We start from the raw sequence: 23,327 nt of genomic DNA on the forward strand, positions 1-23,327 counted from the left end.
GGATCCTCTAAAGGGACGCCGCCGTCGCGCTCGCCGGCCAGATTTCTCGAGCGCGTTCGCGCAGAACATATTTGCGAATCTTTCCTGTCGAGGTCTTCGGCAGCTCGCAAAAGACGACGTGGCGCGGGCATTTGAAATGCGCCAAATGCTGGCGCGTCCACTCGATCAGCTCCTGCGCCGTCGCCTGTTCGCCATCCTTCAGCTCGACAAAGGCGCAAGGCGTTTCGCCCCATTTGTCGTCAGGGGCGGCGACCACCGCGGCGGCGCGAACCTTGGGATGACGAAACAGCGCGTCTTCCACCTCGATCGAGGAAATATTTTCGCCGCCCGAAATGATGATGTCCTTCGAACGGTCCTTCAGCTGGATGTATCCGTCGGGATGGCGCACCCCCAGATCGCCTGAATGAAACCAGCCGCCGTGGAAGGCTTTTTCCGAGGCGCTCTTGTTCTTCAGGTAGCCCTTCATGACGACGTTGCCGCGGAACATGACCTCGCCCATCGTCGCGCCGTCGCGCGGCACCGGCTGCATGCTGTCTGGATCAATCACGTCGAGATTTTCGAGAACGAGATAGCGCACGCCTTGACGCGCCTTCATCTGCGCCTGTGCGCCGCTGTCCAGCGAATCCCAGTCGTCGTGCCATTCATTGACGGCGGCGGGGCCATAGGTTTCGGTCAGTCCATAAAGATGCGTAACTTCGAATCCGGCCGCCTTCATGCCGGCGAGCACCGCCTGCGGCGGCGGCGCCGCGGCCGTAAAGAAACGCGCGGTTCGCGTCAGCGGCTTCTTTTCCGATTCGGTCGCGTTGAGAAGCGTCGACATGACGATGGGCGCGCCACAGAGATGCGTGACGCCGTGCTCCGCCATCAGCTCATAGATATGGCCGGCGCGCACCTGTCGCAGACAGATATGGGTTCCGGCGTTGACTGAAATCGACCAGGGGAAGCACCAGCCGTTGCAATGGAACATCGGCAGCGTCCACAGATAGACCGGGTGGCGGCCCATGTCGCCCGTAAGCACATTGCCGAGCGCGGTCAGATAGGCGCCGCGATGATGATAGACGACGCCTTTCGGATCGCCCGTCGTTCCGGAGGTGTAATTGAGCGAGATCGCGTCCCATTCATCTCCCGGCGGCGACCACTGATAATCGGGGTCGCCCGAGCGCAGGAAGTCCTCATATTCGATCGAGCCCAACCGCTCGCCGGGCCCGTCATATTCCGGATCGCTGTAGTCGATGATGACGGGCGTCGCCTTCGCGAGCGAGAGCGCGTCGCGAATGACGTCTGAAAATTCCCGATCGACAATCAGCGCCTTCGTCTCGGCATGGTCGAGCGTGAAGGCGAGGATCGAAGCGTCAAGCCGCGTATTCAGCGTGTTGAGCACCGCGCCCATCATCGGGACGGCGTAGTGGCATTCAAGCATCGCCGGCGTGTTGGCGAGCATGACTGAGACGGTGTCGCCGCGACCAAGCCCCGCCTTCTCCAGCGCGCTCGCGAGCCGCAGGCTGCGGGCGTAAAAATCGCGATAATTGCGCCGCAGCTGGCCGTGCGCGATCGCGATGCGTTCGGGAAAGACGGCTGCGGCGCGCTCCAGAAAGGTGATCGGAGTCAGCGGCTGGAAATTGGCGGAATTTCGTTCGAGGTCGCGATCATAAGGCGAGTTGGTCATCCGGAGAGTCCAAAGGTTCGCCAGCGAGCGAGAATGTGAACACGGCGAAAGCAACGCTCGCCAGCGCGATGTGCGTCAGTCCGCGCGGCTAAGCTCTATGTGCAAGATACGCGCGGGCTACCGGTTGATCAATCGGCGCTCGCGCGAAGACTTGCGTCGTTACTCGCCGAAATCGACGTCCTTGAGCCGTCCGAATACGCGGTCGGCGTCGAAATTGTCTTCATCGTCCGGCGGCGCCGCTGGCTTGGCCTTGCCGAAGACGTCCTCGGTCGTGGACGGCTCAGGCCGCGGACTGGTGGTGACGCTTGCGGGAACCAGCGTCTGGCCATGATCCTCCACGGTCGCCGGCTTGTCCTTCGCCGCACGATTGACCTCAAAGTCGAGATCAATCTGCGAGCAAAGCCCGAGCGTCACCGGGTCCATCGGCGTCAGCGCCGCGGAATTCCAATGGGTGCGCTCGCGGATCGCCTTCAGGGTCGTCTTTGTCGTGCCGACGAGACGCATGATTTGGGCGTCCTTCAGCTCCGGATGGTTGCGCACGAGCCACAAAATCGCGTTCGGACGGTCCTGGCGGCGCGAGAGGGGCGTATAGCGCGGACCGCGCGCCTTTTTGACCTCCGGCACGACGACCTTGGAGACGGAGAGATGGAGGCGATGGTCCGAGTTTTTCTCGGCCTTTTCGATCTCCTCGCGCGTGAGCTGCCCGGAGGTGATCGGATCATGGCCACGAATCCCCGCCGCGACCTCGCCGTCGGCGATGCCTTTCACCTCCAGCGGATGCAATTTGCAGAAATCGGCGATCTGATCGAACGTCAGCGATGTATTTTCGACGAGCCAAACGGCCGTGGCCTTCGGCATCAGCGGGGCGTTGCCCATCTGCAAACTCCTTGATCAGGCATGGGGGCGACGTCTGGCGCCGCGCCGCCCGGCGCCAGCGACCCACAGAACGACAGTCCATGTTGGGATTTTGCCTATATAATCCGCCGCCGCCTAAAGCGCAATCAATCCAGAAACTCCCGCTGAAGCGCCGCCAACTCGGCAAACGCTCATGCGGAGTCCTGATCGCGGGCGTGCGCTGGGCGCAATCCGCGCAAATGCGCCGGCAACAATTCGCCGATCGTTTCGCCGATGGCGGCGCCATAGCGGTGAAACAACAGACCGAAGACGATGAGCAGAACGCCGATGCCCGACAGCGCGAAGGGGAAGAGGATCGAATCCTTGAAAACGCTGCCGGCGAGATAGCTCAGATAGGTCGTCACGCCGACGGCGCCGAATACCGCATAGACGCGGCGCATCAGGAAGAGCGACAGAAAAATCAGTCCCACATTGACGGCGCAATAGAGCGCCTTGCCCAATTCGTCGCCGCTGTGCTGGGCCGTCAGCCCGCCCCAAAAGGCCAGCAGCCCGAAGAGATGCAGCCAGAAAGCGAAATCGCCGTTCCGCCACCGCTTGAGATCGACGAGCCAGGCGACGGCCAGCACGGCGAGTCCAAAATACATGCTCACCGTCGCCCGCTGATCCCATGAAAATTCTGCAACGCCCATCAGCCAGGGCGTCAGATCCATCGACATGAACCAGAGCGCGAAGGCGATGATCATGACGAGGAACGGAAAGGGAAAAGCGAGCAGCGCGACAGAAGCCGCCGCAATCGTTCCAAGCTCCATAGGAAGCCAGCTCGACTGAATCCAAATGTAGAAGTCGCGGTACGGGCGCGCCTCCCCCGCCGGACTGACGTCGAACATCGACTGCAGCGCGAAGATCGCGAGCGGCGCCATCCCCACTGCGCAGGCGATGAGCAGCCCGCCCGGCGTGTGCAAGCCGCGCCTATGCCAAAGATAAGCGCCGGCGAAGGCGAACATGGCGGCGTAAACGATCGCGGTGACCAGCAGCGCCTTGTCGCCCCAAAGCCCAAAGGCCGTCGTCGAAAACATGCCCATGGCGCCGAGCACGATCAGCGCGCCGGCGTACCAAAGCAGGTTGACGACGTCATAGCGCGGCGCTTGGGACGTCTCCTCCGCGAGGGCCGCGCGCCGCGATGCAAGAAACTGCGACAGCCGCTCGAATGACGCGGCGTCAATCGCGCCGGCGTCGCGGGCCGCCGCGAGATCGTCAATAGTGAATACAATCTTCATGGCGCTGCTCCTTTGCGGCGACATTCATATGCCGCGCTACCGAAAAAACTTTGTGCAAGCGCACAAGAGCGTAGCCGTTCCGAGCGGATTTGACAGCCGCCGCCGCTTGCGCCCATCTAACGCCGGCGCCCACGACGCGAAGGATGAAATGCAACAGAGAAATTCGGGCCTTACCTACGCTGGCGCCGGCGTCGACATCGACGCAGGCAATCGGTTCGTCGACATGATCCGTCCCGCCGTGCGTTCGACGCGGCGCTCCGGCGCCGACGGCGAGATCGGCGGCTTTGGCGGCGTGTTCGATCTCAAGGCGGCCGGCTTTTCCGATCCTGTCCTCGTCGCGGCAAACGACGGCGTCGGCACCAAGGTGAAGATCGCGATCGAATCCGGCCTGCATGAGACGATCGGAATCGATCTCGTCGCCATGTGCGTCAACGACCTGATCGTTCAGGGCGCCGAGCCGCTTTTCTTCCTTGATTATTATGCGGCGGCCAAACTCGACCCGAACGTCGCGACGTCGGTGGTGAAGGGCATCGCCGCCGGTTGCGTCGAGGCGGGGTGCGCCCTGCTTGGCGGCGAGACCGCCGAAATGCCCGGCCTCTATGCGCGCGGCGACTATGACCTCGCCGGCTTCGCGGTCGGCGCCGCGGAGCGTGATCGCCTTCTCCCCCGCGATGTCCATGCCGGCGACGTGCTTTTCGGACTGCCTTCTTCCGGCGTCCATTCCAATGGCTATTCGCTCGTACGCAGCGTTGTGAAGCACGCCGGACTAGCGTGGAGCGCCACCGCGCCTTTCGCGCGAGACCTCAATCTGGCGAAGGCGCTGTTGACGCCGACCCGCATCTACGTGAAGCCCCTGCTCGCGGCCTTAAAGGCGACGCCGCATATCGTCGCCCTCGCCCATATCACCGGCGGCGGCTTTCCCGACAATCTCCCGCGCGTGCTGCCCAGCGGGCTCGGCGTCGCGCTCGATCTGTCGACGTTCGCGCCTCCGCCGGTTTTCCGTTGGCTCGCCGAGACGGGAGGCATCGCGGCGAGCGAGATGCTGCGCACGTTCAACTGCGGAATCGGCATGGTGGTGGTGGCCTCCGAGCCCGCCGCGAGCGAGGTGGAGTCGGCGTTACGCGCCGTCGGCGAGAAGCCGGTGCGCATCGGCGAAGTCATCGAGACGGACGCCGAGCGGGTCGTTACGCACGGGACTCTGACGTTGTGACGCGGCTGCGCACCGCGATTCTCATCTCGGGTCGCGGCTCAAACATGGACGCGCTGATCGCCGCCGCCAGGGACCCCAGCTTTCCGGCTGAAATTGCCCTTGTGCTTTCCAATCGCCCCGATGCGCCAGGTCTCGCCAAGGCGAAGGCCGCCGGCGTCGCGACGGCCGCGGTCGACCACAAGATCTACGCCGGACGCGAGGAATTCGAGCGTTCGCTGCAATTGGTGCTGGAAACCTACCGCATCCAATTCATTTGCCTCGCCGGCTTTCTGCGCATGTTCACGCCCTGGTTCGTCGGCCTCTGGCGCGGGCGCATGCTCAATATCCACCCTGCCCTGCTGCCCTCCTATCGCGGACTCGACACGCATGAGCGTGCGCTGGCCGACGGCGTAAAGATTCACGGCGCCACCGTGCATTTCGTCGTGCCGGAAATGGACGAAGGTCCGATCGTCGCGCAGGCCGCCGTGCCTGTGCTCGACGACGACACGCCGGACACCCTCGCCGCCCGCGTGCTTGCGCAGGAGCATGTCATCTATCCGATGGCGCTGCGGCTGGTCGCGTCGGGCGCCGTGCGGATCGAAGGCAATCGCGTGCTCGCGGCGCCGGCGCCCCGCGAGGCGGCCCTTATCGTTCCCGGCGCCATCGCGCCGACCCAAGGAATTTCATGACGATCACGCTTTACTGCTTCCGCCCCGTCGCCGGACTGCCGGACGCATCGCCTTTCGTGACGAAAGCGATGGTGCTTCTGAAGATGGCCGGCCTCGACTACGTCGAAGACCGCAGCGGCTTCTCGAAAGCGCCGAAGGGCAAGCAGCCCTACGTCAACGACGACGGCGAAACCGTCGCCGATTCGACCTTCATCCGCTTCCATATCGAAAAGAAATACGGCGTGGACTTCGACGCACAGTTAAGCGCCGAGCAAAAGGCGATCGGCTGGTGCGTCGAAAAGATGTGCGAAGAACATCTCTATTGGATCATCGTCCATACCCGCTGGATGGACGACGCCAATTTCGAACGCGGTCCGGCGCGTTTTTTCTCGAGCGTGCCAGCCCTCGCGCGCCCGCTGGCGAAATGGTTCATTCGTCGCAAGATCGCCAAATCGCTTTGGGCGCAGGGCATGGGCCGTCACAGCCCGTCGGAAATCGAGGCGCTCGGCGTGCGCGACATCGAAGCGCTCGCGACGCTGATCGGCGACAAGCCCTATCTCTTCGGCGACGCGCCCTGCGGCGCCGACGCTACGGTCTTCGCCTTTGTGGCGTCGGTCTTATCGCCGATGTCGGAGAGCGCCGTTCGCAACGCGGCGCTGGCGAACGCCAACCTCGTCGCCTATCGCGACAGGATCATGCAGGCGTATTTTCCTGAGAACGCGCCGGCATAGTCAGGAGCCGCGCGGCAAGAGTCATGGCCAGGCTTGGCCCGGCCATTCACGTTGTCACATGTCATAAAGGCTGGATGCCCGCGCCAAGCGCGGGCATGTCGCACAGATTAGCCGACGATCTCGTTGCCGGAAAAGAACTGCGCGATTTCCACCGCCGCGGTTTCCGGCGCGTCGGAGCCATGCACCGAATTCTCGCCGACGCTCAGCGCATGTTCCTTGCGAATCGTGCCCGGCGCGGCGTTAGCGGGATTGGTCGCGCCCATGACTTCGCGGTAGCGCGCGATGGCGTTCTCGCCTTCGAGCACCTGCACGACGACGGGCTCGGAAATCATGAAGTCGACGAGTTCGCCGAAAAAGGGGCGCTCCTTATGCACGGCGTAAAAAGCTTCCGCCTGTTCGCGCGACATGCGGATGCGCTTCTGAGCGACGATGCGCAGGCCCGCCTCTTCGATCAGCGCGTTGATCTTGCCGGTGAGATTGCGCTTCGTCGCGTCGGGCTTGAGAATGGAAAAAGTGCGTTCGATCGCCATAGGAGCGCGTCGCCTCGTCGTTGGAGCATGGTGTAGGCGTCGCGCTTATATCGGTCGCTTGACGAGGCGGCAAGCCTACATCGCCTCGGTCTTTTCCGCTTCGCTGCCCGTTGGCGCGGGCCGGAACCTGGTCGCCGGATCGTTGCGATCGATGCGCCAATTCGGATGGTGGAAATGAAGGACGTGATCGCCGTTGTAGGAAACGACGGCGTTGTCGAACGTCAGCGCGCCGATCCGCCGCCAATTGCGGAACGTTCCTTTCTTAAATCCGGTGCGGCCGGTCACTTCGCCATCCTCGGTGACCTCGATGGTGAAAACAATCTCGCGCCTCGGCGTTGGATCGCCCTTGTCGAACATCATCGCGAGCAATTCGTCGCGTGAATCGAGGTCCTCTCCTTCAATGCGCGGATGACCCGGCGCAAGCTTTAAGCGCATGAAGCGGGGGGCGCGGGTGGGAAGGTCGCGAGGTTTGCCGAGCTCCGCGACTTCATGAAGCTGCCGCTCGGTCGGATCCTTATCGGTGATCGCGAACACGACGCCCGCCGTCATGACGATGGGCGACGTCGCCCAATCGTTTGAGAGCGTGACGTTCGGCGCATTGACGAAATCGACATCGTTGATGTAGCGCGTCGACGCGCCGACGATATCGTCGATCGTGAAGAAGTTCGCCGTCTGCAGCGGCTCTTTATGGTGGGGATCAGTCGTCGGGAAGAGCTTGCCGGCGATGCCCTGCCCGCGCGGTTTGCCGCGCTTCACCGCGCCGCCGTTGGAATAGCGGGCGACGACAAGCGCCTTGCTGCCCTTTTGGAAATAGCCGGTGTAGCCGCTGTCCTCGGTGATTTCCCAGAGCCCCGTCAGAACGACGCCCCAGGGATGCACGATGCGTCTGAAGCCTTTTTCGTCAGGCCCCCACCTCAGATCACTGCGCGCATCGACCGATCGCTCGGCGGCTTGCGTCAAAAAGTGCCTGCCCCGCCAAAGCGCGCGCAACATGTCGAAAAAGGTCGGCATCACGAAGGGGAGCGGCGGCTCGCCGGGCGCGCCCCAGACCTTTTGATAGGGATTGGCGAACATCGCGTCGCGCACTTCGCTGAATCGCGAGCCGGGATAGACGCGGTCTTGATCGACCAGTTCGATGACGCCGAAATCATTCTGGCTCATGACGGGCCCCTCTTTCAAACAATTACTGAAAACAAACCCTCTGAAGAGATGACTTTATTCGAGCCCGTCCGATTGTCCAGCTTCGCCTGATCGGCGATAGGCGCTCGCGACGCCGATAAAATCCTTGGCCGTCAAACTCGCGCCGCCGACCAGCGCGCCGTCGACATTGGCGACATGCATCAATTCGCGGGCGTTCGACGGCTTGACCGAGCCGCCATAGAGAATGCGCACATCGCCGCTCTTGCCGCCGCCGAGCCTGGCTTCGATCCGCTCGCGCGCGAAGGCGTGCATTTCGGCGACGTCCTCGGTTGTCGGCGTCAGCCCCGTTCCGATGGCCCACACCGGCTCATAGGCGACGACAATGTAAGGGGGCGCGTCGGCGGGGAGCGAACCCTCGATCTGCGCGCCGACAATGCTCAACGCGTCGCCTGCCTCTCGCTCGGCGCGCGTTTCGCCGACGCAAATGATCGGCGTCAGCCCGGCGCGCAGGGCGGCGGCGGCCTTCGCCTGAACGTCGGCGTCGGTCTCGCCATGGTCCGAACGGCGCTCGCTGTGGCCGACGATGACGTAGGACGCGCCGGCGTCCTTGAGCATCTCGGCGGAAATGTCGCCCGTGTGAGCGCCGCTGGCGGCGGCATGGCAATCCTGCCCGCCAAGGCCCAAGCCTCCGCGCGCCGCGCTATCGCGCGCAACCGCAATCAAGGTGGCCGGCGGGCAGACGATAAGTTCGGCGCGCGCGCGCAGCGCATCGTCATAGGCGGCGCCCATCGCCTCGATCTCGGCCAGCGAGGCGCGCAGCCCGTTCATTTTCCAGTTTCCGGCGACGAGCGGACGACGAGTCATGCGAAATGCTCCTGACAATACGCCTCGGTAACAGAGCTAAAGGCACGCAACAATGTGGCGCGCCCTACGGAAATGTCATTGCGCCGTCATTTGATTTCGATATATCTGGATTTATGGAAATAGAAGCGGCTCTCGCCTGTCTGTCCGCGCTTTCGCAGTCGACGCGGCTCGAAGCCTTCCGCTTGCTCGTCCGGCACGAGCCCGAGGGTCTGCCGGCCGGCGACGTCGCCCGCGCGCTCTGCGTTCCACAAAACACGCTCTCCGCCCATTTCAACGTTCTTTCGCAGGCGAAGCTCGTCATCAGCGCCCGCACCGGCCGCAGCATCGTCTATCGGGCGGATCTTTCTCGGCTGAATGCGCTGGCGCGCTTCCTTGCCGAAGACTGTTGCGGCGGCGCGCCATGCGCCCCCGCCGACTCTCTTGCACGCATCAAATGTGAGTCTCGCCAATGACCGACAGGATCTACAATGTGTTGTTCCTCTGCACCGGCAACAGTGCGCGTTCGATCATGGCCGAAGCGCTGCTGCGCGAGCGCGGCGCCGGCCGGTTCCACGCCTATTCCGCCGGCAGCCATCCCAAGGGCGAGGTGAACCCTTACGCGCTCGAAACGCTTGAGACGATGGGCCTTCCTTCCGAAGGCTATCATTCCAAAAGCTGGGACGAGTTCGCCCGCCCTGACGCGCCCCGCATGGATTTCGTCTTCACCGTCTGTGACAGCGCAGCGGGTGAAGCTTGTCCGGCATGGCCCGGTCAGCCAATGACGGCGCATTGGGGCATCGAAGACCCTGCGGCGGTGGAAGGAAGCGACATAGAAAAGCAGCGCGCCTTCGCCACGGCCTTTCGCTATCTGCGCAACCGCGTCGATCAGTTCTGTGCGATTCCGCTGCATCGCCTCGACAAGCTCGCGCTCAGTCAGCGCCTGCGCGAGATCGGCGAGATGGAAGGCGCAACATCGCCGAACGCGGTCGCGGAGTAAGCCATGACTATTTTCGAACGCTATCTCTCGCTCTGGGTGGCGCTCTGCATCGTCGCCGGCGTCGCGCTGGGCCATTTTTTGCCGGGCGTGTTTCACGCCATTGGCGCGATGGAGGTCGCAAAGGTCAATTTGCCCGTCGCCGCGCTCATCTGGCTGATGATCACGCCGATGCTGATGAAGATCGACTTTGCCGCGCTTGCGGAAGTCGGCCGTCACTGGCGCGGGATTGGCGTCACGCTCGCCGTCAACTGGGCGATAAAACCCTTTTCCATGGCGCTGCTCGGATGGATTTTCATCGGCTATCTGTTTCGACCCTATCTGCCGGCGGACCAGATCGACTCTTATATCGCCGGCCTGATCCTGCTCGCAGCCGCGCCTTGCACCGCCATGGTGTTCGTGTGGTCGAATCTCATCAAGGGCGAGCCGCATTTCACGCTGAGCCAGGTCGCGCTCAACGACGCAATCATGATCGTCGCTTTCGCGCCCATCGTCGGGTTGCTGCTTGGACTGTCCTCGATCGTCGTGCCGTGGGACACGCTGTTTCTCTCGGTGGTTCTCTATATCGTCGTTCCGGTGATCGTCGCCCAAGTCGCCCGCAAACGGTTGCTCGCGGCAGGCGGTGAAAAAGGCCTCGCGAAGGCGCTCGCGCATATCGGCCCGGCGTCGCTGATCGCGCTGCTCGCGACGCTCGTTCTGCTCTTTGGTTTTCAGGGGGAACAGATCATCCGGCAACCCGCGATCATCGCCATGCTCGCGGCGCCGATACTGATCCAGGTCTATTTCAACGCCGGGCTCGCCTATCTGCTCAATCGCGCGGCGGGAGAAGCCCATTGCGTCGCCGGCCCTTCGGCGCTGATCGGGGCGAGCAATTTCTTTGAACTGGCGGTCGCGGCGGCCATCAGCCTCTTTGGCTTTGACTCGGGCGCGGCGCTCGCCACGGTTGTTGGCGTCCTGATCGAAGTTCCAGTGATGCTGAGCGTTGTCTGGATCGTCAATCGGAGCAAGGGCTGGTATGAGCGCGGAGCGCTGCGATCTCCCGATCAAGTCTCCGCGCACATCGATCTACCCTAAATCAGCAGAGGCGATAGCCATACGCCGCGAGCTGGCGGCCGGTGATGCGCAGCATCGGGCCGGGGGCCTGATGCGCGTGGCGTCGCACGTGAGCCATGAAGGCCTGACGCAGCCCGGGCTTATAATGTGCGGCGAAGACCGCGGTCATGCGCGGATCGACGACGCCCCCTTCGGGCCCGCCAAACCAAGGCGCATGGAAGCCCAAAACCGCGCCCTCGGAAACACAGGACTGGGGATTCGCCAGATAGAGCGTGCATGAGGAATCGCATTCAGTCGGGCCAATACGGATCGGCTCGCCGCGAGCCCGCGCCCGGGCAAGCCTGGCTTCATATTGCTCCACGCGTCCGCCGTAGTCGGGCGCCATAACATCGAAAGCCTGGGCGGGCGCCGTCAAAAGTACAGCCGTCATCATTCCTGCAAGACCGAGAGATCGCAGCATAAGAGTTCCTTTTGGGGCGCTCGATGAAACGGCGGTCGCGCCGCCGAATGGCTGTCAGGGCTCAGTCGACCGAGCGCGCGTCTCGGGCCCTTTTAGGAAGGGGAAGGGCTTCGATTCGCGCCTCTTCCAGCTTCAGCGTTCCTTTTCTAAACAGGCGTTATCTGCAGTGCAAGCATAGCCTTAACTTTATGGTGAATTTTTTTTGAAGATGACGCTTGTCGCGACCAACCAATGCCCTACTCGGCCAAAGCTCAACGAAATGAAAATTAAGAACGCTTCACCGGCGGCGGTTCCGGCCTTGAGCCTGCTACATTCATTCTCCGCATTCGCAAAGGAGCCAAAGCTTGAGACTTCTTCCGTTGCGCATTGCGCTTGTCGCTCTCCTTGGCCTCGCCTTCGCGTGGCTGCAATTCGCAGAGCGGCCCGGGTCGCAACCTGCGCAAACCGAATGGCGAGAAGATGGCCGGCTGCATGTGTTTTTCTCGCCCGACTGTCCGCATTGCCATGAAGCCATCGAGTTTCTCAAACAGGGGCGCAAGATCGCTTACGTGCTACATGATATTTCAAAGCCGTCGAGCGAGGCGCTCTTTCGAAGAGTCGTGAAGCACTACGGCCTAGAAGACCCAGCCGTTCCCCTCTTCGTGCGCGGCTCGCGCTATGTCATTGGCTTTGACTCAGCGCAAACCACTGGGCGCGAAATTCTCGCGCTGCTTTCCGGCCAGGAAACTGGCGCGCGACGCGCCGCCGAATCGAAAATCATCATTCCTCTCATCGGCGAAGTTGATCCGACGCATCATTCCCTTCTCGCGCTGACAGCGCTCATGGGCTTGTCGGACGGGTTCAATCCATGCGCGATGTGGGTGCTGATCTACCTGATCTCTCTCATCGTGAATATTCAGGATCGACAAAAAATCTGGTGGCTGGTCGGCACGTTCGTGCTCGCTTCAGGAGTCCTGTACTTCCTGTTCATGACCGCGTGGCTCAACACTTTTCTCTTCATTGGATATATTCGTCCGCTCACGCAGCTCATCGCGCTGACGGCCATCGGTTTCGGCCTCGACCATCTCATCGGCGTCGCCGCAACCCGCGGAGAGATCGTCTGCGACGTGGGCGACATGGAGCAGCGCCAGCGCACAATGCAGTGGGGGCGCAGGATCGTCGCCGCGCCCGTAGGGATCGCTAGCCTCGTCATGGTGATTGCGCTGGCCTTCGCCGTGAACGCGATCGAATTCATCTGCTCTGCAGCATTGCCGGCGATCTACACGCACTTGCTTGCGTTGACCGATCTGCCGATCGCTCTGCACTATGCCTACATCGGGCTCTATGTCGCCTTTTTCATGCTGGACGATCTCATCATCTTCGGATTGGCGGCCTTCGCCGTGCAGAAAATTGTCAATACCCGCTATGCCGCCATCAGTCGCCTGATCGGGGGAGTCGTTCTCATTGGCCTCGGCGGTTGGATGCTGGCGCGTTGAGCGAAGGACCGCTGTCTCTCTCAACGATCATGTTCAAACCAGTCTGGGCCGTGACAATAGCGGCAAAGACCCGGTGCAACGGCAATGCAAGGAAGAGAGCGCTCATACACCGGATCGACGCACGCTTCGGCAAGACTCGAGGGAGCCGGGACATGACCCGCCCATCTGTCCTTCGGCGGCTCAATGCCGAAGCGTTCAAAAAGACGGAGAAGCGCATGCGCGTGGCGCTCTTCGGCTTCGATGATATTCACGAAAGGTCTGACCGGCCCGAATCTGTCGATCACGCCTTGATAGGTCGCGCGAGCCTTGTACTCATCGTCGAGCGCCTCGCGCAGCGCTCCGATCGTCTTTTCGTCAACGCAGGAGATTTTGGCGCGGCACTCCGGGCGCGATATCCACGCCCATACCGTAAAGCTCTAGCGGGAACGCTTGCGCTTCTTCTCGGCGTCCATCGCAAGCGACTTGCCCAGAATGTGCTCGTCGCGGCCGATAACATGTGCGCTGGCGCCGACGATGAGCGGATCGGGCCCGTGTACGACGCTATGATCTTTATTCGGATAATCGAGGCTCGATAAAAAGTGCTGCATGCAATTAAGGCGCGCGCGCTTTTTGTCGTCCGATTTGATGACGATCCAGGGCGCGTCGGCCGTGTCGGAGAAGAAGAACATCGCCTCCTTCGCCTCGGTGTAATCGTCCCATTTGTCCATCGACGCGCGATCGATCGGCGATAGTTTCCACTGCTTCAAGGGATCATTCATGCGCGAGCGGAAGCGGCGCTGCTGCTCCTCGCGCGTCACCGAGAACCAATATTTGTAGAGGCGAACGCCGGAATTGACGAACATGCGCTCAAGATCGGGACATTGGCGCATGAAGTCGAGATATTCGTTCGGGGTGCAGAAATTCATCACCCGCTCGACGCCGGCGCGATTGTACCAGGAGCGGTCGAAGAAAACGATCTCGCCCGCCGCCGGCAGGTGCTGGATGTAGCGCTGGAAATACCACTGGCTGCGCTCGCGCTCGGAAGGCTTTTCCAAGGCGACGACCCGCGCGCCGCGCGGATTGAGATGTTCCATGAAGCGCTTGATGGTGCCGCCCTTGCCGGCGGCGTCGCGCCCCTCGAACAGCAAGACGATGCGTTGACCGGTCTCCTTCACCCAGTTTTGCGCCTTGAGGAGCTCCACCTGGAGGAGCTCCATGTGCCGCAGGTAGACCTTCTCGCTCAGGCGGGTCTTGTAGGGAAATTCTCCTGATTCAAACGCCTTCCGCACCGCCTCGGCGTCAGCCCGCAGGCGACGCACGTCCTGATGTGGCGCGCGGGGAAGCGCCGCGGGCTCGGCCGCTTGGACGTCCGCGGGCTCAGCCGCGACTTTGGTAACGAGAGCCTCTCCGCCGGCCTCACCTACGGCGTTAACGGTTTCATCCATTATCGGCTCTCATGTCCGGCGCGCGCTCCGATTTGGAACTGTTCAGCGGGGTTCTCGTCGGGGGAGACTGCAGGCATTCGAAACACAGGGCAATAGCGCATTTCGACGCGTCGGCGGTTCTGGGCGGAGCGCATTGCCACGCGCCCGCCCCCTCCCTATAGTCCGCCGCCAAAACCGGGAAGCCGGATAACACACCCAAGGAAGCAATACCCATGCTAGAAGGCCTGCGCGTCGCCTCGCAGAACTGGATCGGCCGCACCATCATGGCGCTGGTCATGGGCGTCATCGTCATCAGTTTTTCGATCTGGGGCGTCGGAGACGTGTTTCGCGGCATGACCGCCCAGCGGCTCGCCCGAGTCGGCAGCGGCGAAGTCACGGTCGAGACCTATCGCAGCGCCTATCAGAACGAGCTCCGCCGCATTCAGCAGCGGATGCGGCGCGCAATCACCAATGAAGAAGCGCATCAGGCGGGGCTGGACCTTCAGATCCTCGAGCGCCTCGTCACGGAAGTTGCGCTTGACCAAAAGGCGCGCCAGCTCGGGCTGGCGGCAAGCGATGAGACCACCCAGCGTCTGCTCGCGTCTGAAAAGGTGTTTCAGGGGCCCGACGGCAAATTCGACGCCATGCGCTTCAAGCAGATCGCCAATGACTCCGGCTTCACCGAGCGGGGTTTCGTCGCGGATCAGAAGAACGCTTACCTGCGCAAGACGATTACAGACATCGCCGTCGCCGGAGTCGAGCCGCCCAAGTTGATGGTCGAGGCGATTTATCGTTTCCGCAATGAGTCGCGAACGATCGACTACGTCATTCTGCCGCCGTCGCTGGTCGGCGCCGCAGCGACGCCATCCGACGAAGAGCTGAAAAAATACTTCGACGAACGCGAGCAGACCTTCCGCGCCAAGGAATACCGCAAGCTGACGGCGCTGGTCGTCAGCCCTTCTACGGTCGGGAAGCCGGAGAGCGTGCCCGCCGAGCAGGTGCGCAAGCTTTACGAGGAGGTCAAATCGAAGCGCTACGGCATGCCGGAAAAGCGTGACGTACGGCAGATCGTGTTCAAGACCGACACCGAAGCCGAAGCTGCGCTCGCCAAGCTCAAAGCCGGCGCCGACATCGAGGCGATGGCGGCCGAGCTCAAACTCAATCCCAAGGACGTCAACCTCGGCCTCGTCGAGCAGCGCGACTTCGGCGATCCCAAAGTCGGCGCGGCGGTTTTTGCGCTTCCCAGTCCGGGGCTCACCGAGCCGGTTCATACCGCCTTCGGGGCCGTCGTCTCTCAGGTAAAGAGCATCGCCCCGGCGGTCTACAACAAGACTTTCGAGCAGGCCGAGCCGGAACTGCGCGCGGAAATCGCCGCGCAGGGCGCGATGCCTGAAGTGCGCCGGCTCCATGAGGCCATCGAGGATCAGCGCGCCTCCGGCAAAACTCTCGCCGAATCCGCAAAGGCCGTGGGGCTGGAGACGCAGGTCTATGACGGCGTCGACGACGCAGGCAATGACCGCAGCGGCAAGCCGATCGCCGGCCTTCCTTCCGGTCCAGACCTCGTGAAGGCCGCCTTCGCATCGGACATCGGCGTCGATAACGATACCGTCGCGACGCGTGACGGCGGCTATGTCTGGTACGAGGTCAATGGCATCGAGCCCGCCCGGCAGAAGACATTCGAAGAGGTGAAGGCGGCCGTCGTCGACGCCATGCGCAGCGACGCGGCGCAAAAGGCGCTCGCCGCCAAGGCCGATGAAATCGTCGCCAAGCTGAACGCGGGCCGGTCAATCGAAGACGTCGCCAAGGAAGTGGGCGTTCAGACCCAACGCGCCAATGACGTGAAGCGCGAAGCGCGGCCCGACTTCAACACCAACGTCATCGTTCGATTCTTCGATGTCGCGCCGCGCAACGCCGGCTCCGCCGTCGTCGACAATGGGCGGCTGGTGTTTTTCGTGCGCGACTCGACGACTCCCGTGTTCGACCCGAGTTCGATCGAAGCGAAGACGATCGCCCAGCAACTGAAGCCTGCGTTTCACAACGACCTGCTGGAGCAATATGTCGGCGGCCTCGAGAAGGCGCTCGGCGTCGACATCAACCAGAAGGCCTTGGAAGCCGCGACCGGAGCGGAACGCGACAAGTGAGCGGCGCGCTGTTCGAGCCCGACTTCGACGCCTTCGGCGCCGAATATGACGCAGATCGGCCGCAGCTGGTCGTGACTCGGTTGGTCGCCGATCTCGAAACGCCGGTCTCCGCCTATCTCAAGCTCACGCGCGAGCGGCGCGGCGCCGCCTTTCTGCTCGAATCCGTGGAAGGCGGCGCCGCCCGCGGCCGCTACTCGATGATCGGCCTCGACCCGGACGTGATTTTTCGCGTCCTCGGCGACAGAGCGGAAATCAATCGCGCCGCGCTCGACGACGCGAGCGTCTTCACGCCTTGCGAGGGAGCGCCGCTCGTCGCCTTGCGTCAGCTCATCGCCGAATCCGCCGTGCCGCAGGCCGTGCGGCTGCCGCCGATGGCGGCGGGAGTCTTCGGCTACCTCGGCTATGACATGGTGCGCCAGATGGAGCGCCTCGGACCCGCCAAGGAAGACAGGATCGGCGCGCCTGACGCGCTTTTCATGCGTCCGACGGTCATGATCGTCTTTGACACGGTTCGCGACGAAATCTCCATTGTCACGCCGGCTCGGCCGAAAGCCGGCGTCGCGGCGAAGGCGGCCTATGAAGCGGCGCTCGCGCGCCTCGACAAAGTCGTTGCGACGCTGGAGGCGCCGCTGGAGCATCGCGACGGCGGCGCCGACGCGCAACTCCTCGCTCAGGAGCCGGTTTCGAATACGCCGCCATCTCGTTTTCTGGAGATGGTCGAGCGCGCCAAGGAATATATTCGCGCCGGCGACATCTTCCAGGTCGTGCTGTCGCAGCGGTTCACCGCGCCTTTCGCTTTGCCCGCCTTTGCGCTCTATCGCGCATTGCGCCGCGTGAACCCGGCGCCTTTTTTATGCTTTCTCGATTTCGGCGAATTCCAGATCGTTTGTTCGAGTCCCGAGATCCTCGTGCGCGTCGCCGAAAGCACGGTGACGATTCGCCCGATCGCCGGCACGCGCTGGCGCAGCGAGGAGAAGGCGGAGGACGAGCGTCTGGCGGCGGATCTCCTCGCCGATGAAAAGGAGCGCGCCGAACATCTCATGCTGCTCGATCTCGGCCGCAACGACGTCGGCCGCGTCGCAAAGACCGGCACGGTGCGCGTCACTGACAGTTTCACCATCGAGCGCTACAGTCACGTGATGCACATCGTCTCCAATGTCGAAGGCGAGCTTGATGCGCGCCACGATTGCATCGACGCGCTCGCCGCGGGGTTTCCCGCCGGCACTGTCTCTGGCGCGCCGAAAGTGCGCGCCATGGAGATCATTGACGAGCTTGAGACCGACAAGCGCGGCATCTATGGCGGCTGCATCGGCTATTTCGGCGCCGGCGGCCAAATGGACACTTGCATCGTGCTGCGCACGGCGATCGTGAAGGACGGCAAGATGCATGTGCAGGCAGGCGCCGGCGTCGTCTACGACAGCGAACCGGAGTATGAACACCGCGAATGCGTCAACAAGGCGAAAGCGCTTTTCCGCGCCGCCGAGGAAGCGGTTCGCTTCGCAACGCGCGCGCGGCGGGGGCAGTAGCCATTTCCGCCAAAGCGCACGGACAGCGAAACAGGCGGCGGCGCATCTGATGGATGGCCCAACGATCTACGACGACGGCGACGATCCCTACCGCGCAATTCGCGTCGGCGAACCTAATGGCGGCGACGCCGCAAAATGGGGCGTGCTGCTCTCGCGCTTCATGCGCATCGTCGCGTTATTTTGGCTCGTGCAAGGCTTGATGCAGTGGCGGATCATTCTCGCTGCCGAACGCTCGATCTTCGAAACCATGCCGCAGAGCGCAGCCTCCGCCGTTATTTTCTTCGCCGTGCTCGATCTCATCGCCGGCGTCGGCCTGTGGCTGGCGACGCCCTGGGGCGGCGTGCTGTGGCTGCTCGTCGCCAGCGCGCAGATTTTTCTTACGCTCAGCATGCCGGGATTCTTCACCGGCGGTTATTGGCTGATCGGCGTCAACGCCGTGCTGATCGCCATGTATTTCGGGCTGACCTTCGAGGCCGGACGCGATATCGAGGCGCAGCGCATGCGCGAACGCCGCCGTCGCCGCAAATTCGACAGGAAACCGCCAAAAGCTTCCTGATGCGCAAGGTTTGTTAGAGGAATCTTAGCGTAAATCGAACGTTTAAGTTCATCTCTCATTCACCGCAAACAGCCCCTATCGGGGTAAACGCACGATTCATGCTGTTGTTTAAACTGCCTTTCACCTGCGCCGATCTAATTTGATCTCATCGAACGCCGATCAAGAGATGCGCGATGCATCCGCCCTGATGGAGAAGACGATGAGCGCCATGACCAAGACAGCCCCTGCCCGCGAGGATCGCGCCAGCGAGATCCGACCGGTTTATCTCGAAGCGCTCACGCTCGTCGAACGCCTTCACCGCCGTCTGCTCGACGTCATCAAGGACGAATTCGACCGCCGGGATCTTGGCGACGTCAATTCCGTGCAGGCGCTGCTGCTTTACAACATCGGCGACAAGGAGTTGACCGCGAGCGAATTGCGCACGCGCGGCTATTACCTCGGCTCCAATGTCTCATACAACGTCAAGAAGCTCGTCGACATGGGCTATATGCATCATGCGCGCTCGCGCCTTGATCGCCGTTCGGTGCGCATCAGCCTGACTCCGAAGGGCAAGCAAATTCACGATATCGTTGCGCAGCTTTATGAGAAGCACGCGCTGACGGTCGAGCAGATCGGCGGCGTCTCCTGCGACGAGTTTCGCACCCTCAATACGTCGCTTTCACGGCTGGAGCGCTTCTGGACCGATCAGGTCCGCTATCGCCTCTGACGCGATCTCGCTTTCTTCTCGTCTCTCGCCTGTTGTCTCTCTATCGCCGGCAAGCGCCCCAGGGCCGCTTCGCCGGCGTTTTTCGTGCATCCCGCGCTTAGAGCAGGTTCCGAAAAAGTTGACAGACTTTTTCGATGAGAACCTGCTCCAACATTTTGATTTTGAGCGCTTCCTGATCGATCACATGATCCATGTGAGGGGGAAGCGCTCTAGCGCAAACCGCCGCGTAGTCCTATCTTACCGGCTGTTAACCACGACCGCAGGAGCTCAAATGCGATGGTCCCTCACGATCGGCTCCTTCAAGGGAACCGCCGTGCGCATTCACGTCACGTTCCTGCTGCTCCTGGGCTGGATCGGCTTTGCGGCTTACCAGCGCGGCGGCGCCGTCGCAGCGCGCGACAGTATCCTGTTCATCGTCGCGATCTTTGTCTGCGTCGTGCTGCACGAGTTCGGCCACATATTGACGGCGCGGCGCTATGGCATCGTTTCGCCGGTGATCACGCTGCTGCCGATCGGCGGCGTGGCCGACATGGAAAGAATGCCCGATAAGCCCCGCCAGGAGCTGCTGATCGCGCTGGCGGGTCCGGCGGTCAATCTCGTCATTGCGGCTTTGCTGATCCTGTTTCTTGGCGCCGTCGACGTGTCCGACGGGATCCAGATCAGCGACCCCTCCGTCAATCTCTTAAAACGTCTGGCGGCCGTGAATATCTTTCTTGCCGCGTTCAACTTGATCCCGGCCTTTCCGATGGATGGCGGCCGCGTGCTGCGGGCGGCGCTCTCGATCTGGATTGGCAAGGGCCGTGCGACGCGCATCGCCGCGCAGATCGGTCAGGGCTTCGCTTTCCTGCTCGGTTTTCTCGGGCTGTTCGGAAATCCGCTGCTGCTGTTCATCGCGATATTCGTCTATATCGCGGCGGCGGGCGAAGCGCAGATGACGTCGATGTCCGAGGCGGCGCGTGGCCTGAAAGCCGCCGACGCCATGGAGACGCGCATCGCCGTGATCGAACGCAGCTCAAGCGTGCGCGAAGCGGTTGATATCCTTCTGGCCACGTCTCAGGACGAATTCCCGGTCGTGGACGCCTCGCGCCGGCTTAGCGGATTCCTGTCGCGCGCCAACATCATCGAAGCGTTGCGGGCTGCCGAACCCGGCGCGCCGATCGCGCCTTTCGTTCGCCAGGAGCCCGCGACGATCGATGGCCGCGAGAACATCGACGCCGCCCTGCCCATGCTCACGAGCGGAGAGGCGGTCGGCGTAACCGACGAGGAGGGTCGATTCTTGGGTCTTCTGACCCGCCAGTCGCTGGCTGAGATCATGATGATCAAAGATGTTCGGCCGGACTGGCGCTTCTCGCCGCGAGACGATCGCCGTCCGACGGTTGCGTAAGCCCGCCACCCGGCCTATTGCACTGTCAAACCCGCGCCAGGAGGCTGGACAGCAGCCCAATGTCCAACGTCACGCTTATCGACAACTACGACAGCTTCACTTTCAACCTGGTTCACTATTTCGGCCAGCTGGGCGCGAACGTCACGGTACACCGCAACGACGCCGTTTCGGTCGCCGAAGTGCTGGCTGGGGGACCCGACGCGATCGTGCTGTCGCCCGGCCCCTGCACGCCGCATGAGGCGGGCATCTGCATGGAGCTGATCTCAGCCGCCGCCGAGACCGTGCCGATTTTCGGCGTCTGCCTCGGCCATCAGTCGATCGGCGAGGTGTTTGGCGGCGACGTCATTCGAGCGCCGCTGCCGATCCACGGTAAGATGGCCACTATTCTCCACCACGGCGACGCCGTGTTTCGCGGCATCGAGGGGCCGTTCCAGGCGACGCGCTACCATTCGCTGATCGTCAGCCGCGACACCCTTCCCGACTGCCTGCGGGTGACCGCCGAGACGCCTGACGGCCTCATCATGGCGCTGTCGCATAAGACGCTCCCAACGCATGGCGTGCAATTCCATCCCGAGAGCATCACCTCGCAGCACGGCCACAAAATTCTACAAAATTTCCTCGATCTCGCGCAGGAGTGGAACGAGGGCCCCCGGCGGCGTGAGAAGGCGGCGTGAGGACCGCTTCGAAGGTCGCCTGCAGCCCTCGGCCGGCGGCCCTGCCCTTGCGCCACGGCGCTGAACGACAGTGAGCGAGGATTTCAAATCCTACATCGCCGCGCTGGTCTCCGGCGCGCCCCTTGCCCGTGACGAGGCGAGAGCGGCATTTTCGCTGATTTTCCGTGGCGACGCCACGCCCGCTCAGCTTGGGGCCTTTCTCATGGGCCTGCGCCTGCGCGGCGAGACAATCGACGAGATCATCGGGGCCGCCGAGGCGATGCGCGCCGCGATGACGCCGGTCGAAGCGCCGGCCGGCGCAATCGACATCGTCGGGACCGGCGGCGACGGCGCCGGCACATACAATATTTCCACTTTGGCCGCGATCATCGCCGCAGCGGCCGGCGCGATCGTCGCCAAACATGGCGGCAAGGCGGCCACGTCGCTGTCGGGTTCCTCCGACGTGCTCGGCGAACTCGGCGTCAAGGTCGGCGTTTCGCCAGCCGCCGCCGCCGCATCGCTTCAAGACGCCGGAATCTGCTTCATGGCCGCGACGACGCACCACCCGGCCATGCGCCACGCCGCGCCGGTGAGAAGCGAGCTGGGCGTGCGCACGATCTTCAATTTGCTTGGCCCTTTGTGTAACCCCGCGCGGGTCGAACGGCAGATGATTGGAGTCTTCTCCCGCGACTGGCTCGAACCCTTGGCCCGCGCGCTTCGGGAGCTCGGCGCAAAGCGCGTCTGGCTGCTGCATGGCGGCGACGGGCTCGATGAAGCGACGACGACGGCCGTCACCCATGTCGTCGCGCTCGAAGACGGCGAGATCCGCAGCTTTGAGCTGTCGCCGGAGGAGGCCGGATTGCCCCGCGCGACGATTCAGGCGCTTGTCGGCGGCGACGCGGCGCATAACGCCAGAGCCCTGCGCGCCGTTCTGGAGGGCGCCAAGAACGCCTACCGCGACGTCGCCGTCCTCAACGCCGGCGTGGCGCTGGTCGTCGCCGGGCGCGCCGCGAATGTGCGCGAAGGCGCGGCGCTCGCTGAGGCGGCGATCGATTCCGGCGCGGCGCGCGATAAGCTCGACGCGCTGATCCGCTGCTCCAATCGAGACGCCTGATCGGCCTTGGCCTCGATCGGGATAGGATTGCGCGGGTTTATCGGCTATTCATGAGCAGCCGGCAGTCGGCGGAACGAGTTCGAGCGAGGGCGGTCGCGGCCTGTCTTCGCCGCAGGCGAGAAGATGACCGACATCCTAAGAAAGATCGAAGCTTATAAGCGCACCGAGATTTCCGAGGCCAAGGTGCGCATGCCGTTCGCGACGCTCGAGCGCAACGTGCGCGATCATGATCCGCCGCGCGGCTTCGTCCATGCGATCGAGCAGAAACTGAACGAGCGTCGCATCGCGCTCATCGCCGAGATCAAGAAGGCGAGCCCGTCCAAGGGAATCATTCGCCCAGACTTCGATCCGCCGAAACTGGCGCGCTCCTATGAAGCCGGCGGCGCGGCCTGTCTTTCAGTGCTGACCGACACGCCCTCGTTCAAAGGCAGACTCGAAGACCTAGAAGCCGCGCGAAAAGCGACGCATTTGCCGGCGCTCCGCAAGGATTTCATGTTCGATCCCTATCAGGTCTATGAGGCGCGCGCTTACGGCGCGGACTGCATTCTCATCATTATGGCCGCCGTCGACGACGACGAAGCGAAGGCGCTGAACACCGCCGCGCATGATCTGCGCATGGACGTGCTCGTTGAAGTGCATGACGAGAAAGAGCTTGATCGCGCCCTGGCGCTGGAGACGCGTATGATCGGCGTGAACAATCGCGATCTCCATGACTTCAAAGTGTCGCTCGAAGTCAGTGAGAGGCTCGCCGAGAAGATTCCGCGCGACAGGATTATCGTCGCCGAAAGCGGAATCACGACGCATGACGACTGCGTGCGCCTGGAAAAATCGCACATCTTCACCTTTCTCGTCGGCGAAAGCCTGATGCGCAAGCACGACGTCGAAGCGGCTACGCGCGAACTCCTGCAAGGCGCAACGGCCAATCACAACTCCGGCGCGCATAAGTTCCCCGCCGGCGCGTAA

Annotated in this window: 23 protein-coding genes; 15 read left to right on the forward strand and 8 right to left on the reverse strand. The window is 62.8% G+C overall.

The window, feature by feature from the left end; translation table 11 throughout:
* Window positions 1-7: 7 nt before the first annotated feature.
* From EHO51_RS08665 to EHO51_RS08675, 3 genes are all read right to left on the reverse strand, one after another.
* On the reverse strand, window positions 8-1,666 hold the full coding sequence (locus EHO51_RS08665) for an acyl-CoA synthetase (protein ID WP_124738548.1): 1,659 nt from the start codon (window positions 1,664-1,666) through the stop codon (window positions 8-10).
* A 159-nt stretch (window positions 1,667-1,825) separates the two neighbouring features.
* Window positions 1,826-2,542, reverse strand: a complete 717-nt coding sequence (locus EHO51_RS08670) for a DUF1013 domain-containing protein (RefSeq protein WP_124738549.1) — start codon at window positions 2,540-2,542, stop codon at window positions 1,826-1,828.
* Between the two features lie 170 nt (window positions 2,543-2,712).
* Window positions 2,713-3,798 (reverse strand): hypothetical protein, encoded by a 1,086-nt coding sequence (locus EHO51_RS08675; protein WP_124738550.1) that lies wholly within the window; start codon window positions 3,796-3,798, stop codon window positions 2,713-2,715.
* A gap of 148 nt (window positions 3,799-3,946) precedes the next feature.
* Between EHO51_RS08675 and purM the strand changes: the two genes are divergently transcribed.
* Genes purM through EHO51_RS08690 form a run of 3 tightly spaced genes read left to right on the forward strand, consistent with a single transcriptional unit; the run spans window position 3,947 to window position 6,386 of the window.
* Window positions 3,947-5,008: a phosphoribosylformylglycinamidine cyclo-ligase gene (gene purM, locus EHO51_RS08680; protein WP_198008819.1), complete on the forward strand. Its 1,062-nt coding sequence runs from the start codon at window positions 3,947-3,949 to the stop codon at window positions 5,006-5,008.
* Window positions 5,005-5,676, forward strand: coding sequence for a phosphoribosylglycinamide formyltransferase (gene purN / locus EHO51_RS08685; protein WP_124738551.1), 672 nt, complete (start codon window positions 5,005-5,007; stop codon window positions 5,674-5,676). Before purM ends, purN begins: the two co-directional genes overlap by 4 nt.
* Window positions 5,673-6,386: a glutathione S-transferase family protein gene (locus EHO51_RS08690; protein ID WP_124738552.1), complete on the forward strand. Its 714-nt coding sequence runs from the start codon at window positions 5,673-5,675 to the stop codon at window positions 6,384-6,386. The genes purN and EHO51_RS08690 overlap by 4 nt, the downstream gene beginning before the upstream one ends.
* A 107-nt stretch (window positions 6,387-6,493) precedes the next feature.
* Here EHO51_RS08690 and ndk read toward each other — a convergent pair whose 3' ends face one another.
* From ndk to tpiA, 3 genes are all read right to left on the reverse strand, one after another.
* Complete coding sequence (ndk, locus tag EHO51_RS08695; protein WP_124738553.1) at window positions 6,494-6,916, reverse strand: nucleoside-diphosphate kinase; 423 nt, start codon at window positions 6,914-6,916, stop codon at window positions 6,494-6,496.
* 75 nt (window positions 6,917-6,991) lie between these two features.
* Window positions 6,992-8,077 carry a hypothetical protein gene (locus tag EHO51_RS08700; RefSeq protein WP_124738554.1) on the reverse strand — a complete coding sequence of 362 codons (1,086 nt, stop codon included), beginning with the start codon at window positions 8,075-8,077 and terminating at the stop codon, window positions 6,992-6,994.
* A gap of 54 nt (window positions 8,078-8,131) precedes the next feature.
* Window positions 8,132-8,920 carry a triose-phosphate isomerase gene (gene tpiA / locus EHO51_RS08705; protein WP_124738555.1) on the reverse strand — a complete coding sequence of 263 codons (789 nt, stop codon included), beginning with the start codon at window positions 8,918-8,920 and terminating at the stop codon, window positions 8,132-8,134.
* A gap of 113 nt (window positions 8,921-9,033) precedes the next feature.
* On the opposite strand from tpiA, the gene EHO51_RS08710 reads away from it, so the two are divergent.
* The 3 genes from EHO51_RS08710 to arsB are packed head-to-tail and all read left to right on the forward strand — an operon-like array spanning window position 9,034 to window position 10,967.
* Window positions 9,034-9,372 (forward strand): ArsR/SmtB family transcription factor, encoded by a 339-nt coding sequence (locus EHO51_RS08710; RefSeq protein WP_124738556.1) that lies wholly within the window; start codon window positions 9,034-9,036, stop codon window positions 9,370-9,372.
* Window positions 9,369-9,896, forward strand: a complete 528-nt coding sequence (locus EHO51_RS08715; RefSeq protein ID WP_124738557.1) for an arsenate reductase ArsC — start codon at window positions 9,369-9,371, stop codon at window positions 9,894-9,896. Before EHO51_RS08710 ends, EHO51_RS08715 begins: the two co-directional genes overlap by 4 nt.
* A 3-nt stretch (window positions 9,897-9,899) precedes the next feature.
* On the forward strand, window positions 9,900-10,967 hold the full coding sequence (gene arsB, locus EHO51_RS08720; protein ID WP_124738558.1) for an ACR3 family arsenite efflux transporter: 1,068 nt from the start codon (window positions 9,900-9,902) through the stop codon (window positions 10,965-10,967).
* 1 nt (window position 10,968) lies between these two features.
* Here arsB and EHO51_RS08725 read toward each other — a convergent pair whose 3' ends face one another.
* Complete coding sequence (locus EHO51_RS08725) at window positions 10,969-11,406, reverse strand: hypothetical protein (RefSeq protein ID WP_124738559.1); 438 nt, start codon at window positions 11,404-11,406, stop codon at window positions 10,969-10,971.
* 344 nt (window positions 11,407-11,750) lie between these two features.
* Between EHO51_RS08725 and EHO51_RS08730 the strand changes: the two genes are divergently transcribed.
* Window positions 11,751-12,881 carry a glutaredoxin family protein gene (locus EHO51_RS08730; RefSeq protein ID WP_124738560.1) on the forward strand — a complete coding sequence of 377 codons (1,131 nt, stop codon included), beginning with the start codon at window positions 11,751-11,753 and terminating at the stop codon, window positions 12,879-12,881.
* A gap of 416 nt (window positions 12,882-13,297) precedes the next feature.
* Here the strand turns inward: EHO51_RS08730 and ppk2 are convergent, their stop codons facing one another.
* Window positions 13,298-14,305, reverse strand: coding sequence for a polyphosphate kinase 2 (ppk2, locus tag EHO51_RS08740; RefSeq protein ID WP_124738561.1), 1,008 nt, complete (start codon window positions 14,303-14,305; stop codon window positions 13,298-13,300).
* Between the two features lie 212 nt (window positions 14,306-14,517).
* On the opposite strand from ppk2, the gene EHO51_RS08745 reads away from it, so the two are divergent.
* The 8 genes from EHO51_RS08745 (at window position 14,518) to trpC (ending at window position 23,327) form a co-directional block, all read left to right on the forward strand.
* Window positions 14,518-16,425 carry a peptidylprolyl isomerase gene (locus EHO51_RS08745; protein ID WP_124738562.1) on the forward strand — a complete coding sequence of 636 codons (1,908 nt, stop codon included), beginning with the start codon at window positions 14,518-14,520 and terminating at the stop codon, window positions 16,423-16,425.
* Window positions 16,422-17,951, forward strand: coding sequence for an anthranilate synthase component I (trpE, locus tag EHO51_RS08750; protein ID WP_124738563.1), 1,530 nt, complete (start codon window positions 16,422-16,424; stop codon window positions 17,949-17,951). The genes EHO51_RS08745 and trpE overlap by 4 nt, the downstream gene beginning before the upstream one ends.
* Window positions 17,952-18,000: 49 nt before the next feature.
* On the forward strand, window positions 18,001-18,507 hold the full coding sequence (locus EHO51_RS08755; RefSeq protein ID WP_029651755.1) for a DUF6163 family protein: 507 nt from the start codon (window positions 18,001-18,003) through the stop codon (window positions 18,505-18,507).
* Window positions 18,508-18,706: 199 nt separating this feature from the next.
* Complete coding sequence (gene ldtR / locus EHO51_RS08760) at window positions 18,707-19,213, forward strand: transcriptional regulator LdtR (protein WP_109026472.1); 507 nt, start codon at window positions 18,707-18,709, stop codon at window positions 19,211-19,213.
* A gap of 271 nt (window positions 19,214-19,484) precedes the next feature.
* Window positions 19,485-20,597 (forward strand): site-2 protease family protein, encoded by a 1,113-nt coding sequence (locus EHO51_RS08765; protein WP_124738564.1) that lies wholly within the window; start codon window positions 19,485-19,487, stop codon window positions 20,595-20,597.
* Between the two features lie 59 nt (window positions 20,598-20,656).
* Window positions 20,657-21,271, forward strand: coding sequence for an anthranilate synthase component II (locus tag EHO51_RS08770; RefSeq protein ID WP_124738565.1), 615 nt, complete (start codon window positions 20,657-20,659; stop codon window positions 21,269-21,271).
* A gap of 70 nt (window positions 21,272-21,341) precedes the next feature.
* Window positions 21,342-22,364 carry an anthranilate phosphoribosyltransferase gene (trpD, locus tag EHO51_RS08775; RefSeq protein WP_124738566.1) on the forward strand — a complete coding sequence of 341 codons (1,023 nt, stop codon included), beginning with the start codon at window positions 21,342-21,344 and terminating at the stop codon, window positions 22,362-22,364.
* A gap of 123 nt (window positions 22,365-22,487) precedes the next feature.
* Window positions 22,488-23,327, forward strand: coding sequence for an indole-3-glycerol phosphate synthase TrpC (trpC, locus tag EHO51_RS08780; RefSeq protein WP_124738567.1), 840 nt, complete (start codon window positions 22,488-22,490; stop codon window positions 23,325-23,327).

Source organism: Methylocystis rosea, assembly GCF_003855495.1.
Taxonomy (GTDB): Bacteria; Pseudomonadota; Alphaproteobacteria; order Rhizobiales; family Beijerinckiaceae; genus Methylocystis; species Methylocystis rosea_A.

Bases quoted from the DNA above. Each gene is read 5' to 3' on its own strand.
- EHO51_RS08665 (WP_124738548.1), bottom strand. From the start codon at position 1,666: ATGACCAACTCGCCTTATGATCGCGACCTCGAACGAAATTCCGCCAAT.
- EHO51_RS08670 (WP_124738549.1), bottom strand. From the start codon at position 2,542: ATGGGCAACGCCCCGCTGATGCCGAAGGCCACGGCCGTTTGGCTCGTC.
- EHO51_RS08675 (WP_124738550.1), bottom strand. From the start codon at position 3,798: ATGAAGATTGTATTCACTATTGACGATCTCGCGGCGGCCCGCGACGCC.
- purM (WP_198008819.1), top strand. From the start codon at position 3,947: ATGCAACAGAGAAATTCGGGCCTTACCTACGCTGGCGCCGGCGTCGAC.
- EHO51_RS08690 (WP_124738552.1), top strand. From the start codon at position 5,673: ATGACGATCACGCTTTACTGCTTCCGCCCCGTCGCCGGACTGCCGGAC.
- ndk (WP_124738553.1), bottom strand. From the start codon at position 6,916: ATGGCGATCGAACGCACTTTTTCCATTCTCAAGCCCGACGCGACGAAG.
- EHO51_RS08700 (WP_124738554.1), bottom strand. From the start codon at position 8,077: ATGAGCCAGAATGATTTCGGCGTCATCGAACTGGTCGATCAAGACCGC.
- tpiA (WP_124738555.1), bottom strand. From the start codon at position 8,920: ATGACTCGTCGTCCGCTCGTCGCCGGAAACTGGAAAATGAACGGGCTG.
- EHO51_RS08710 (WP_124738556.1), top strand. From the start codon at position 9,034: ATGGAAATAGAAGCGGCTCTCGCCTGTCTGTCCGCGCTTTCGCAGTCG.
- EHO51_RS08715 (WP_124738557.1), top strand. From the start codon at position 9,369: ATGACCGACAGGATCTACAATGTGTTGTTCCTCTGCACCGGCAACAGT.
- arsB (WP_124738558.1), top strand. From the start codon at position 9,900: ATGACTATTTTCGAACGCTATCTCTCGCTCTGGGTGGCGCTCTGCATC.
- EHO51_RS08725 (WP_124738559.1), bottom strand. From the start codon at position 11,406: ATGCTGCGATCTCTCGGTCTTGCAGGAATGATGACGGCTGTACTTTTG.
- ppk2 (WP_124738561.1), bottom strand. From the start codon at position 14,305: ATGGATGAAACCGTTAACGCCGTAGGTGAGGCCGGCGGAGAGGCTCTC.
- EHO51_RS08745 (WP_124738562.1), top strand. From the start codon at position 14,518: ATGCTAGAAGGCCTGCGCGTCGCCTCGCAGAACTGGATCGGCCGCACC.
- EHO51_RS08755 (WP_029651755.1), top strand. From the start codon at position 18,001: ATGGATGGCCCAACGATCTACGACGACGGCGACGATCCCTACCGCGCA.
- ldtR (WP_109026472.1), top strand. From the start codon at position 18,707: ATGAGCGCCATGACCAAGACAGCCCCTGCCCGCGAGGATCGCGCCAGC.
- EHO51_RS08765 (WP_124738564.1), top strand. From the start codon at position 19,485: ATGCGATGGTCCCTCACGATCGGCTCCTTCAAGGGAACCGCCGTGCGC.
- EHO51_RS08770 (WP_124738565.1), top strand. From the start codon at position 20,657: ATGTCCAACGTCACGCTTATCGACAACTACGACAGCTTCACTTTCAAC.
- trpC (WP_124738567.1), top strand. From the start codon at position 22,488: ATGACCGACATCCTAAGAAAGATCGAAGCTTATAAGCGCACCGAGATT.